We start from the raw sequence: 13,055 nt of genomic DNA on the forward strand, positions 1-13,055 counted from the left end.
GCGCCATGAGTACCATCAATAGCCAAATCAATCCGCGCAGCGATGTGTTCCAAGCCAACGAAGCCGCAATGCTCGGTGAAGTTAGCAAGCTACGTGAGCTTACGGCCGCCATTGCCGAGGGCGGCGGTACCAAAGCCCGCGAGCGCCATGAAAGCCGCGGCAAGCTGTTTGTTCGTGACCGTATCGATCACTTGATCGATGAGGGGTCACCATTTCTAGAATTCTCCGCCCTCGCAGCTCACCATATTTACGACAGTGAGATTCCGGCGGCAGGCGTTGTGACCGGTATTGGCCGGGTTTCCGGCGTCGAGTGCGTCATCGTGGCCAACGACGCCACGGTCAAAGGCGGCACCTATTTTCCGCTGACGGTTAAAAAGCATATTCGCGCCCAGGAGATCGCCCGCAAGCATCGCCTGCCGTGTATTTATCTGGTCGATTCCGGCGGTGCTTTCCTGCCCCGCCAGGATGAAGTCTTCCCTGACCGCGACCATTTCGGTCGCATCTTCTACAACCAGGCAACCCTGTCCGCCGAAGGTATCCCCCAAATTGCCGTGGTAATGGGTTCCTGTACCGCAGGTGGCGCTTATGTGCCCGCCATGGCGGATGAGTCGATCATCGTTAAAGAACAGGGCACGATTTTCCTCGGCGGACCGCCCTTGGTAAAAGCCGCCACCGGCGAAAGCATCAGCGCTGAAGACCTGGGCGGCGCGGATGTGCATGCCAAAGTCAGCGGCGTGGCCGACCACTACGCCGAAAACGATGCCCACGCGCTGCAGCTTGCCCGCGCCTGTGTCTCGCGGCTCAACTGGCAGAAACGCGGCCAGCTTGCCATGCAGGCGCCCAAGCCACCCAGGCTCGACCCCGCCGAGCTGTATGGCATTGTCGGCACCGACCTTAAAAAGCCCTATGACGTGCGGGAAGTCATTGGCCGCATCGTCGATGACTCCGACTTTGACGAGTTCAAGCGCTACTACGGCGATACGCTGGTCACGGGCTTTGCGCACATCCACGGCTATCCGGTGGGTATCGTGGCCAACAACGGCGTGCTGTTTTCTGAAAGCGCCGTCAAGGGGGCACACTTTATTGAGCTCTGTGCCCAGCGCAAGATTCCGCTGATCTTCCTGCAGAACATCACCGGCTTTATGGTCGGTTCAAAGTACGAACACGAAGGTATTGCCAAGCACGGCGCCAAGCTGGTCACCGCCGTGGCCTGCGCCAAGGTGCCCAAATACACCGTCCTGATTGGCGGCAGCTTCGGCGCGGGTAACTACGGCATGTGCGGGCGGGCTTATGATCCCAACCTGCTGTTTATGTGGCCCAACGCGCGTATTTCCGTGATGGGGGGTGAACAGGCAGCGGGCGTGCTGGCCCAGGTCAAGCGCGAACAGCACGAACGCGATGGTCGCGAGTGGAGCAAGGAGGAAGAAGAAGCCTTCAAACAGCCCACACGCGAACAGTATGAGCATCAGGGCCATCCCTACTACGCCAGCGCCCGCCTTTGGGATGACGGCGTGATTGACCCCCTGCAAACCCGCGATGTGCTGGGACTTTCACTGGCCGCCGCGATGAATGCTGAAGTCGAAGAGACACGCTTTGGCGTGTTCCGGATGTAAGGGGCAATCACCATGGCTTACTCAACACTGATGATTGAAAAGGGCGTGGCGCGCCTGACATTGAACCGCCCAGAGGTGCATAACGCCTTCGACGATAGCCTGATCACCGAGCTGAATGAACACCTCAACCGGCTACATGTGCTTGCTGAAGCGGGCGAAGTGCGTGCGGTCGTACTGGGCTCAGAAGGCAAGAGCTTTTCGGCGGGTGCTGACTTGAACTGGATGAAGCGCATGGTCGATTACGACCTGAAGGACAACCTTGCTGATTCCCGCAAGCTCGCCACGCTGATGCACGGTTTGGATACGTTGCCCTGCCCCACGCTATGTCGTGTGCAAGGCGCTGCCTTTGGCGGTGCCGTAGGGCTTGCCGCCTGCTGCGATGTGGTGGTTGCCTCCGTGAAAGCCAAGTTCTGCCTCTCGGAAGTCAAGATTGGGCTTTCGCCTGCCGTCATCAGCCCCTACGTGCAGCGTGCATTAGGCGAGCGCCAGATGCGTCGCTATGCGTTAACAGCGGAAGTGATGGATGCCCCAACGGCGCTCGCGCTCGGTTTGGCCCACCAAGTGGTTGAGCTTGATGCGTTGGATGACGCTGTCGATGCCATGCTGGCAACGCTATTGGCTGGCTCACCCCAGGCCCAGCGTGCCACCAAAGCGTTGTTGGCTAGCGTCGTCCAGTCCCCGGATAGCGACGCCACTCGAGAACACACCTGCCAGGTCATCGCCAGATTGCGGGTAAGCCAGGAAGGCCAGGAGGGATTATCCAGCTTCTTTGAAAAGCGCCGCCCCGTTTGGGCCGAATCTAATAACACATCTAACGCTTCGGAGCGTCGCTCATGAGTCACTCATCGACCATCGCAAAAGACGAAAAAGCTGACAACGCCGCTCGCACGACACCTTTTGACACCCTACTGGTCGCCAACCGCGGCGAAATCGCCTGCCGAGTGATGCGCACGGCGCGCCGCATGGGATTAAAAACCGTCGCCGTCTATTCAGACGCCGATGCCAGCGCTCGCCATGTACGTGAAGCCGACGAGGCCGTGCGCTTGGGCCCTGCCGCCGCGCGGGAAAGCTACCTCAATATTGACGCGGTGGTTGACGCTGCCAAGCGCACCGGTACCGGAGCGATTCACCCGGGCTACGGCTTTCTTTCCGAGAACGGCAGCTTCGTTAAAGCGCTTGAAGAAGCGGGCATTACCTTTGTGGGGCCGCCCGCCTCGGCCATTGCAGCCATGGGCGATAAATCCGCCGCCAAAGCGCGCATGGCCAATGCCGGCGTTCCGCTGGTGCCTGGCTACCATAGTGATGACCAGGACGACACCCTGCTACGTACCGAGGCTGACAAGATCGGCTACCCGGTCATGCTCAAAGCCAGCGCGGGTGGCGGTGGCAAAGGCATGCGCGTTGTTGAATCGGGTGATGGTTTCCAGGCTGCGTTGGATGGCTGTCGCCGTGAATCCAAAGCTGCTTTCGGCGACGACCGCATGCTGATCGAGAAGTACCTGGTGCAGCCACGCCATGTGGAAGTGCAGGTATTCTGCGACCGCCATGGCAATGGGGTTTACCTGTTCGAGCGTGACTGCAGCGTTCAGCGTCGTCATCAAAAGGTGATCGAAGAAGCCCCTGCTCCCGGCATGACCGCGGAATTGCGCAGTGCCATGGGCGATGCCGCAGTGCGTGCCGCAAAAGAGATCGGCTACGTGGGTGCGGGCACCGTGGAGTTCCTTTTAGACGCGGACGGTTCTTTCTACTTCATGGAAATGAACACCCGCCTCCAGGTCGAGCACCCGGTCACCGAAATGATCACCGGTCAGGATCTGGTCGAGTGGCAACTGCGTGTTGCCATGGGGGAACGGCTCCCGTGTCAACAAGATGAACTAACCATCACCGGCCATAGCTTTGAAGCACGACTTTACGCCGAGGACCCGGACCAGGATTTCATCCCCGCCACCGGCTTGCTTACCCGCTTTGGACTGGATCTGGAAGGCGCAGGCTTGAACGCCGATCAGGTTCGCTTGGATAGCGGTGTGGAGAGCGGCGATACAGTGTCGATGCACTACGACCCCATGCTCGCCAAGCTGATTGTGCACGGCCCCGACCGCGATGCGGCACTGGCGACGCTTAACCGCGCCCTTGCAGCGCTGGACGTTCAAGGGGTGGTTACCAACCGTGCCTTCCTGATGCGCCTGGCGACCCACCCTGGTTTCAAGAACGTGGAGCTGGATACGCGCTTTATCGAGCGCAACGAAGCCACGCTTTTCGCACCGCGCCACCACAGCATTGAGGCCTACGCCAGCGCGGCGCTGATTGGTCTGCACCAACTCGCCCAGGAGTGTGAAAGCGACTCTCCCTGGGATCGCCACGACGGCTTCCGCCTTAACGCACCCCACACTATTCGTATTGCCCTGTGTGACCCGGCAGATATCAAAGCCGCTGACAGCGATGAGTCAGTGGTGATTGTGGAAGGCAAACGCAACGCAGGCGAAGCGTTATGGAACCTGACCATTGGCGATGACACCCTCACCGCCAGCCTGCAGCCGCTGGCCGGCGATGCGGTCGCCGTCACCCTTAACGGCCACCGCCGCCGCCTGCAGGCGCGCCGGGATGGGCATGTCGTGGTGATGGCTGACCCTAACGGAGAAACCCGGCTGTTCTGGCGGCGTATTGATGCCATCGATCATGGTCACCACGAAGCGGAATCCACTCTCACTGCACCGATGAACGGCACCGTCGTTGCCCTGCTGGTGGAGTCCGGTATTGCCGTTGAAAAAGGCATGCCGCTGATGGTCATGGAAGCCATGAAGATGGAGCACACCATGACCGCACCTGTAGACGGCAGCGTGGAGGCCTTCCACTTCCAGGCAGGTGATACCGTCAACCAGGGCGATGTGCTGCTCGACTTTGCAGCCAACGAATAAAGGAGCTCTCAATGGCATTGCCAACCTCCGTCAAGCTGTTTGAAATGGCCCCCAGGGACGGCCTGCAAAACGAGCCCGGGGCCATCGTGCCTGCTGCGACCAAAATCGCCCTGATCGAACGCCTCGCCAACGCGGGTATGACGCATATCGAAGCCGCCAGCTTTGTGTCACCCAAGTGGGTGCCGCAAATGGGCGATGCAACTGAGGTAATGACCGGCATCCATCGTCAGCCAGGCGTGGTCTATTCTGCATTGACGCCCAACCTGAAAGGCCTGGAGAACGCGCTGGAAACGGGCGTTGACGAAGTGGCCGTCTTTGGCGCCGCATCAGAAGCGTTTTCGCAAAAAAATATCAATTGCTCGATTGCCGAATCACTGGCGCGCTTTGAACCGGTACTGGAACGCGCCCGGGAGGCCGGTATTCGAGTTCGCGGCTATGTGTCTTGCGTGTTGGGCTGTCCTTACGAAGGCGAGATAGCGCCTGGCAAGGTAGCCGAGGTAGCCAAGGCACTTTACGACATGGGCTGCTACGAAATTTCACTGGGCGACACCATTGGCGTGGGCACCCCATTGGCTGCCAAGCGAATGATTGAGGCGACACGCCAGCAGGTGCCCGTTGAGTTCCTGGCAGCTCATTTCCACGATACCTACGGCATGGCGCTGGCGAACCTGTACGCGGTAATGGAAGAAGGCATCAGCGTGATCGATGCGGCCACGGCTGGCCTCGGTGGCTGCCCCTACGCCAAGGGCGCCTCCGGTAATATCGCCACCGAAGACGTACTCTACCTGCTTGAAGGGCTAGACATAGAAACAGGCATCGACCTGCAGGCCGTGATCGATACCGGCTACTGGATTACCGGCGAGTTAGGCCGCAAGCCCAGCTCTAAAGTCGCCCTGGCAAAAGGTCGCGCCAGCTCATAACAAACAACAAACAGTCGCGGCCTTCGCTCGGACAAGACAATAATATTTGGAGAGATACCATGGCATCACCTGCACTCACGCTGCCAAGCTACACCAGCAGCACCGCCGACAAGCCACTGCTGGGCATGACCATTGGCGATAAATTCGACCAGATCGCCGCGCAGTACCCGGATAACGACGCCTTGATTGCATTACACCAGAATATTCACTGGTGCTACCGCGAGCTTCAGGATGAAGTGAATCGCTGTGCCCGTGCCCTGCTGGCTATCGGCGTCAAAAAGGGCGATCGCGTGGGCATCTGGGCGCCTAACTGCAGCGAATGGACCGTCACCCAGTTCGCCACGGCCAAAATTGGCGCCATTCTGGTCAATATTAACCCCTCCTACCGCACCCATGAGCTGGAGTACGCGCTGAATCAATCCGGCGCCCGCTTTCTGGTGACGGCGAACCGTTTCAAAACATCTGACTACAGCGCCATGCTGTATGAACTGGCGCCAGAACTGAACACCTGTGCCGAAGGCCAGTTGACGTCACAAAAGCTGCCCGAGCTTGAGTGCGTGATTAATTTAAGTGCCGATAAACACCCCGGTATGTGGCGTTGGGCCGACATGATGGAAGCGTCTCGCCACGTCAGCCAAACCGACGTTGACGACCTGCAGGCCACGCTCCAGTTCGACGACGCGATCAATATTCAGTACACCTCCGGTACCACGGGCTTCCCCAAAGGGGCGACGCTCTCCCACCACAACATTCTCAACAATGGTTTCTTCGTTGCTGAAAGCATGGGCTTTACCAGTGAAGACCGCCTGGTGATCCCGGTGCCGCTTTATCACTGCTTTGGCATGGTGATGGGCAACCTGGGCTGCATGACCCATGGTGCGGCCATGATCTACCCGGATGAAGGCTTTGACCCCGGCACTGTTCTCAAGGCAGTACACGAACAGAAAGCCACCGCACTGTACGGCGTGCCCACCATGTTTATCGCCGAGCTTGACCATCCGGACTTTGCAAGCACCGACCTCTCAACCCTGCGCACCGGTATCATGGCGGGTTCCATCTGCCCTGCCGAGATCATGAAGCAGGTCATCAGCAAGATGAACATGAAGGGCGTGCAAATCGCCTACGGCATGACCGAAACCAGCCCGGTATCCACCCAGACCGGCGCCGATGACAGCATTGACAAGCGCGTTTCGACCGTCGGACGTACCCAGCCGCACCTGGAAACCAAAATCGTTGACCCCGGCAACGGCGGCATTCTGCCCCGTGGCGAAATCGGCGAGTTGTGTACTCGCGGCTACAGCGTCATGTTGAAGTACTGGAACAACGACAAAGCCACCGCTGAAGCGATTGACGAAGCGGGCTGGATGCATACCGGCGACTTAGCCACCATGGATGAAGAGGGCTATGTCCAGATCGTCGGTCGCATCAAGGACATGGTGATTCGCGGCGGCGAGAATGTTTACCCCAAGGAGATCGAAGAGTTTCTTTACGCCCACCCGGCCATATCAGAAGTGCAGGTGACCGGTGTGCCGGACAAGAAGTATGGGGAAGAGCTGATTGCCTGGGTCAAGCTCAACAGCACCGCCGATGAGGTCACTGGGGAAGAACTGCGCGAGTACTGCAAGGGCAAGATCACCCACTTCAAGATTCCGCGCTACTTCAAATTCGTCGATGAATTCCCGATGACTGTCACCGGCAAGATCCAGAAATTCAAAATGCGCGAGATTTCCATTCAAGAGCTCGGGTTAGACGACTAGCGGCACGCGCTGGCAGCTCTTCGGCTAGCGAAGGAGCATCAAATGGCTTTCCACTCGCCCCTGGTGACGCATTACCATCAGGCACTTCGTGACCGCGAAGTGCTTGAACAAATCCGGGCCCATTACCCTGACGGACCGACGCTGCCCCAGCTTGCTCCCCTGGACCAACTGCATATTGGCGGTATGGCGGCGTCCGCCAGGTTGCTGAACCTGATTGATCCCGTTGCCCCCACACGCGTGCTGGATATAGGCGCTGGTCTGGGCGGGCTAATGCGCCAGGGAGCGGCGCTGGGTTATCACATGGTCGGCCTTGATATTACCCATCGGTTTAACGTTCTCAACCAATCCCTTAGCGCACTGGCAGGCAGCCCGCCGCTTGTCTCGATCACTGCTGACGCCTGTGCATTGCCGTTTGAGTCGGGGTGTTTCAATGCAGTGGTCTTCCAGCACAGCCTGCTCAACATGCCTGACGCGGTCAGGGTGATGGATGAATGTCACCGCGTGCTGAGCGCTAACGGTCAACTGGTGATGCACGAAGTGATCAGCGGTCCCAACGTGGAAGACCTTGTCTACCCCGTACCCTGGGCGGATTCGCCAGCGCATTCCCATTTGCTTACCCAGGACGCACTAGTCCATCTGCTCGAATCAAAGGGCTTTCACATTCAACACCTCGATGACTGGAGCGATACAGCCCTGGAATGGCGCCAGCGCCAACGACATAAAGAGCAGATTCCACGGACGGCGGTACTCTCCCCAGCCTGGGTGTTCGGCGACCGCTTTACCCAGATGGGCAAGCACCTGGTCGAAAACCTGGTCAATGGCGCAATTAAATTGGTAGAAATCAAGGCCCGTTGCTACGCTTAAAAGGTCTGCCTTCACTTTACGCTTCTAGGTGTAAGAAAAATGCCAATGAAACGCTTGGCAAGCACCCTCCTCTTTTGCGCCGTGCCATATGCTGGCGCCCATGCTGACGAGCTCGCGCCCGCCACTTCGTATGCCTTGCCGCAAAGTGAGTTAATGCAACTGGACAATGGCGTCATCCTCGAAGGCAGCGACCTGAGCAGTATCGACAGTTACACCAGCGGCTTCCGGTTAACCGCCGGCTTCAGCCCATGGCAGTTGCCCCAGTTGGATATCGGCGCTGAACTGGCCTACCGCGAGAGCGAAGAAGTGCCTATCTCATCAAGTATTAAGCCGTTGATCATGGACACCCTCAGCCTAGGTGGCGCTGTGGTGGCAGGTTTGCGTATGGGAGCATTCAGCATCTACGCCAAATCAGGGCTTACCGAGTGGCGCGGTGAAAGCTACCGGCCAATGCAAGGCATTGATGAAAGCGGCACCGCCCTACTGCAAGGGTTTGGCGCCACTCTCACCGTCGACCGTCTCGTCAGCCGCCTGGAATACGAGCGGGTGGACGACCCTACCCTTGATCATCTAAATATGCTCAGCGCTTCGCTGCACCTGCCGTTTTAACGATTTTCCGAGCTATCTGGTGGCGTCCAGATCGGCACATCTTCACGCTGAGGCTCGGGCCAATCCTGCTGCATGGCACTATTGAGGGATTCTTCCAGTTTCATAAACAACTCACCGTAGCGGGGGCTGAAGCTGATACCTCCCTCTATCTCTTTCCAGGCAGCAAACAGCTCATCCTCGTGGGCCTCTTCGTTCTGTACAAATGCCCAGGTCATCTGCTTGGCGCGCATGGGATGAACGCCCACGGCGGTCAGCGCGTGGCCACCCAGTTCCAGCGCCGAATGGTAGGTTTCACTGACCACATCATCAGCCCCCGCTTCACGTAACTGGTAGCTGTGGCCGCGGTCAAAGGCGCGGGCAAGCACCCAAACATGGGGGTAGGCACGCTTGACATGCCTGACCATCTGCAAGGCACGATCGCGATCATCCAGCGCGATGACGAGCAGCCGAGCGTACTCAATTCCCGCCGTTTCGAGCAAATCGGAGCGACTGGCGTCACCAAAATAGCTTTTTATGCGAATTTTTCGCAGGTTCTCGATTTGTTCGATCTCGAGATCCAGCGCCACAATGGGAATGTTATTAGCGCGCAGCAAGCGGCAGATAATCTGCCCAAACCGCCCTACGCCTGCCACGATAACCGGCGCCTGCTCTTCTATCGTATCGGCCTCCCGGTCATCGTTTTTGACTGTTAGGTAACGCGGTAGCACTAAGCGGTCATAGGCAATGAACAGCAGCGGCGTCACGAACATCGAAAGTGCCACCACTAGCGAAAGCACCTGGGAGATATCGGTCGAAATCACGTTGTTTTGTACACTATAGGTGAGCAGCACAAAGCCGAATTCACCGGCTTGGGCAAGGCTTAACGTGAATAGCCAGCCGTTGCTGCCATGCACCCGAAAGAGCAGTGCCAAGCCCAGCAAAATTAAACCTTTGACAACGATGACCGCTACGCCCAACGAGAGTACCGTCCCCCACTCTGCCGCCAGTACCGAGAAGTTGATGCCCGCGCCGACGGTAATAAAGAAAAGCCCCAGCAGCAGACCTTTGAAAGGCTCAATATTGGCTTCCAGCTCATGTTTGAACTCGCTGTTAGCGAGCACCACGCCCGCCAGAAAGGCCCCCAGGGCAGGAGATAGATTGACCACACTCATCAGGGCGGCGATACCAATAACCAGCATCAGCGCCGTGGCGGTAAATACCTCGCGCAGGCCAGAGCCAATCACATAGCGAAACAGCAGCGGTACTAGATAGTAGCCCGCCGCTATCACGCTGGCGATAGCGGCGACGACCACCAAGGCATGCGCCCAGCCGGGCAAGTGCGCGACCAGGCTTAAACTGGCGTGGCCATCACTGCCGCCGGTACCCATCAGCTCGGGCAGCGCCAGCAGCGGAATCAACGCCAGCATGGGAATCACCGCCATATCCTGGAACAGCAGCACCGAGAAGGCGCTGCGCCCGCCTTCTGTTTTGGCCAGCCCTTTCTCATTGAGCGTTTGCAGCACAATGGCTGTGGAAGAGAGCGCAAAAATCAACCCCACTGCCAGGGCAGTTTGCCAAACAAGCCCCAGCCACCAAGCGGTGATGGTGCCAGCCGTCGTCGTTAGCGCTACCTGAAGCCCGCCCAGACCAAATAGACGCACGCGCATCGCCCAAAGGCCCTTGGGATCAAGCTCCATGCCCACCAAAAATAGCATCATCACCACACCAAACTCGGCGAAGTGCTGAATGGTGGTGGTCTCCTGCCCCACCAGCCCCAGGATAGGGCCAATCACCACCCCGGCCACCAGATAACCCAGCACCGATCCCAGGCCAAAACGCTTGGCAAGCGGTACCGCAATCACCGCGGCAACTAGGTAAATAAAGGCTTGAATAAAATAACCGGTCATCGACGTTCCTTAACGTAATTCAACACTCACTGCTTGACTTTTCCAGCTAACAATATACCGTACTAGTACGCTAGTACACACTTATTCATCGACCTTGACCATGCCCTCAAACGAACACTATCAGGCTGAACTCATTCGGCACTTGCTCGCCATCGACTCGCCGGACGCAATGGATGAGGCGCTGGCCAGCCTGCTGACCCCTGCAGAATATCAAGAAATCAGCAAGCGCCTACAGATTTTTAAGCTGCTACGCGAGGGTGTGCCACACCGCAAAATTGCCGAAACACTGGGCGTGGGCATCGCTACGGTATCACGGGGTTCCCGCGCCTTGGCCACGTTACCCTCTTCAACATCGCCACTTTCTTCGCTACCCACTTCACGGAATGATTGATCATGACCACTGCTGATACGCATGCATCGACAGGGCCTGAGCCGTTTACGCTGCCGCGCAAGCCGCACTATGTGACGCTGGCGGCGGACTGCGACTTTTTTGCCCTGTTTCAAAAAATCGAGCGGCAGTTTACTAACTGCTACATGCTGGAGTCGCTGGGCGAAGATAGCCACATGGCGCGCCACTCGATCATCGGCTTTGACCCAGAATACACGCTCTATGCCAATGGCAAGACGCTGACGATCGAAGACCGCGACGGCCATGCCAACCACTATCCGAGCGATAACCCATATGAACTGCTGCGCAGCCTCATCCCGCAGAATATTATTTCGCGTAAATACGCCGGCGGATTAAGCGGTTACCTCGGTTACGACGCGATGCAGTACTTCGAGCCATCGCTGACGTTAAAAGCCAGCGATGATTTCGATACGTTCCGGTTCGGGCTCTATAAAGATGGACTGATTCTCGACAAGATGACCGGTGAGGTTATCTATTTTTACTACGACAATAGCCGCTACGAGTTCCTGCAGTCGCTGATTGACGCCGAGGACGCGCCGCCCGGCCCGCTGCATATCACGGCCCTGGGCGATACCATGAGCCAGGCGGAGCACGCCGAGGCCGTGGCCAAGGTGAAACAGGACATCATCGACGGCAAGGTCTTCCAGTGCGAGGTCGGCTTTAAAAAGCGCTTCCGGATTCAGGGCGATACCCTGGCGCTGTATGACCAGCTACGCACCATTAATCCCTCGCCGCAGATGTACTACGTCAAGTTTGGCGATCAGAAGCTGATTGGCGCCAGCCCCGAGCTTCTATTCCGGCTGCGCCAGGGTGAAATGGAGACGTTCCCGCTGGCGGGCACAACAACTCGTGGTCAAACGCCTCAAGAGGATACCCAGCTTGCCCGGGCTCTGCTCAATGACCCCAAAGAGATCGCCGAGCACAACATGATCGTCGATCTGCACCGCAATGATATTGGCCGGGTGGCACAGTTTGGCACGGTAAAGGTGCGCAGCCTGATGGATATCAAGCGTTTCAGCCACGTTCAGCATATCTCAAGCGAAATTGTCGGCATTATCGCCGAAGGTGACGACATGTTCAGTGCCCTGGCCAGCAACTTCCCGGCGGGCACCCTCACCGGCGCGCCCAAGATCGAAGCCATGAAAATCATCGACGATCTGGAGACCGATGGGCGCGGCCCCTACGGCGGCGCCGTGGGCCAGTTCTCGTTCAACGGCGACTGCACCTTTGCGATTCCCATCCGTACCGTTTTCGTGAACGGCGAGCGCGCCTATGTGCAAACCTGCGGCGGTAACGTCTTTGACAGTAATGCTGCGGATGAATACGAAGAGATTCGCCGCAAGTTTGCCGGCACCCGCAAAGCCCTTGCCCCCTTTATGGAGACGGACATGGAGAGCCAAGCATGAAGGTACTGATCATCGATAATTACGACTCCTTCACCTATAACCTTTATCAGTTCATCGGTGAGATTCTGACCACGGAAAAAAATCGCGGTAAGGTGCCCCATTTCGAGATACTCGTTAAGCGCAACAACCAGATCGACTTCAAAGCGATTGAAGCCATGGCGCCGGACCGCATTATTATCTCCCCCGGCCCCGGTTCACCGGATGACCCGCGTTACTTTGGCGTCTGTGCCGAGGTGATAGAAAAGCTTGGCAAGACCACCCCGCTGTTGGGGGTTTGTCTGGGTATGCAGGGCATTGTGCACGTGTTCGGCGGCCAGGTGGTCAAGGCGCCGCTACCCATGCACGGCAAGATCAGTCCCATCAACCACAACAACCATTCGGTATTTAACGGCGTGCCCGACCAGCTTGAAGTGATGCGCTATCACTCACTGATTGCCGATGCGACCACCCTGCCCGAGTGCCTGGAAGTGACCGCCACGGTTGGCGCCCTGGCGGCGGACAACTTTGAACAGCGTAGCCGCTGGCAGGCGGTCGGCGAGTTTGAGTTGATGGGCGTTAAACACCGGGACTATCCCATCCACGGCATTCAGTTCCATCCGGAATCGTTTGCAACCGAGGGCGGCAAGGAGCTGATTGGCAATTTCCTGTTTGCCTATGCAGCCTGACGCCATCGCCA

The 13,055-nt window shown here is 57.9% G+C and carries 11 protein-coding genes; 10 read left to right on the forward strand and 1 reads right to left on the reverse strand.

The features are described from left to right. The first annotated feature begins 5 nt into the window (after window positions 1–5). From B7L15_RS09680 to B7L15_RS09710, 7 genes are read left to right on the forward strand one after another with little or no spacing between them, the layout of a single operon-like run. Entirely contained in the window at window positions 6–1,613 is a 1,608-nt protein-coding gene (locus B7L15_RS09680; protein WP_085918765.1) for a carboxyl transferase domain-containing protein, read from the forward strand. A gap of 12 nt (window positions 1,614–1,625) precedes the next feature. Then, a complete protein-coding gene (locus tag B7L15_RS09685) occupies window positions 1,626–2,450 on the forward strand; it encodes an enoyl-CoA hydratase/isomerase family protein (RefSeq protein ID WP_085918766.1) in 825 nt (274 codons plus the stop codon). Then, on the forward strand, window positions 2,447–4,528 hold the full coding sequence (locus tag B7L15_RS09690) for an acetyl/propionyl/methylcrotonyl-CoA carboxylase subunit alpha (protein ID WP_085918767.1): 2,082 nt from the start codon (window positions 2,447–2,449) through the stop codon (window positions 4,526–4,528). Before B7L15_RS09685 ends, B7L15_RS09690 begins: the two co-directional genes overlap by 4 nt. Before the next feature lie 11 nt (window positions 4,529–4,539). After that, window positions 4,540–5,448, forward strand: coding sequence for a hydroxymethylglutaryl-CoA lyase (locus B7L15_RS09695; protein ID WP_085918768.1), 909 nt, complete (start codon window positions 4,540–4,542; stop codon window positions 5,446–5,448). A gap of 59 nt (window positions 5,449–5,507) precedes the next feature. After that, window positions 5,508–7,205, forward strand: coding sequence for an AMP-binding protein (locus tag B7L15_RS09700; protein WP_085918769.1), 1,698 nt, complete (start codon window positions 5,508–5,510; stop codon window positions 7,203–7,205). 42 nt (window positions 7,206–7,247) lie between these two features. Further along, entirely contained in the window at window positions 7,248–8,069 is an 822-nt protein-coding gene (locus B7L15_RS09705; RefSeq protein WP_085918770.1) for a class I SAM-dependent methyltransferase, read from the forward strand. Window positions 8,070–8,108: 39 nt separating this feature from the next. Continuing rightward, entirely contained in the window at window positions 8,109–8,678 is a 570-nt protein-coding gene (locus B7L15_RS09710; protein ID WP_085918771.1) for a hypothetical protein, read from the forward strand. Here B7L15_RS09710 and B7L15_RS09715 read toward each other — a convergent pair. Continuing rightward, the gene (locus B7L15_RS09715) at window positions 8,675–10,564 is read right to left on the reverse strand and encodes a monovalent cation:proton antiporter-2 (CPA2) family protein (protein WP_085918772.1); all 1,890 of its coding nucleotides are present in this window, start codon (window positions 10,562–10,564) and stop codon (window positions 8,675–8,677) included. The two genes, B7L15_RS09710 and B7L15_RS09715, sit on opposite strands and share 4 nt — an antisense overlap. A 100-nt stretch (window positions 10,565–10,664) precedes the next feature. Here B7L15_RS09715 and B7L15_RS09720 point away from each other — a divergent pair, with 100 nt between their 5' ends. The 3 genes from B7L15_RS09720 to B7L15_RS09730 are packed head-to-tail and all read left to right on the forward strand — an operon-like array spanning window position 10,665 to window position 13,044. Further along, on the forward strand, window positions 10,665–10,955 hold the full coding sequence (locus B7L15_RS09720; RefSeq protein WP_085918773.1) for a Trp family transcriptional regulator: 291 nt from the start codon (window positions 10,665–10,667) through the stop codon (window positions 10,953–10,955). Between the two features lie 2 nt (window positions 10,956–10,957). Beyond that, window positions 10,958–12,379: an anthranilate synthase component I family protein gene (locus B7L15_RS09725; RefSeq protein ID WP_085918774.1), complete on the forward strand. Its 1,422-nt coding sequence runs from the start codon at window positions 10,958–10,960 to the stop codon at window positions 12,377–12,379. Continuing rightward, a complete protein-coding gene (locus B7L15_RS09730; protein ID WP_085918775.1) occupies window positions 12,376–13,044 on the forward strand; it encodes an anthranilate synthase component II in 669 nt (222 codons plus the stop codon). Before B7L15_RS09725 ends, B7L15_RS09730 begins: the two co-directional genes overlap by 4 nt. The last annotated feature ends 11 nt before the right edge of the window (window positions 13,045–13,055 follow it).

Origin of the sequence: Halomonas sp. CSM-2 (assembly GCF_002119345.1) — a bacterium.
GTDB lineage: Bacteria > Pseudomonadota > Gammaproteobacteria > Pseudomonadales > Halomonadaceae > Vreelandella > Vreelandella janggokensis.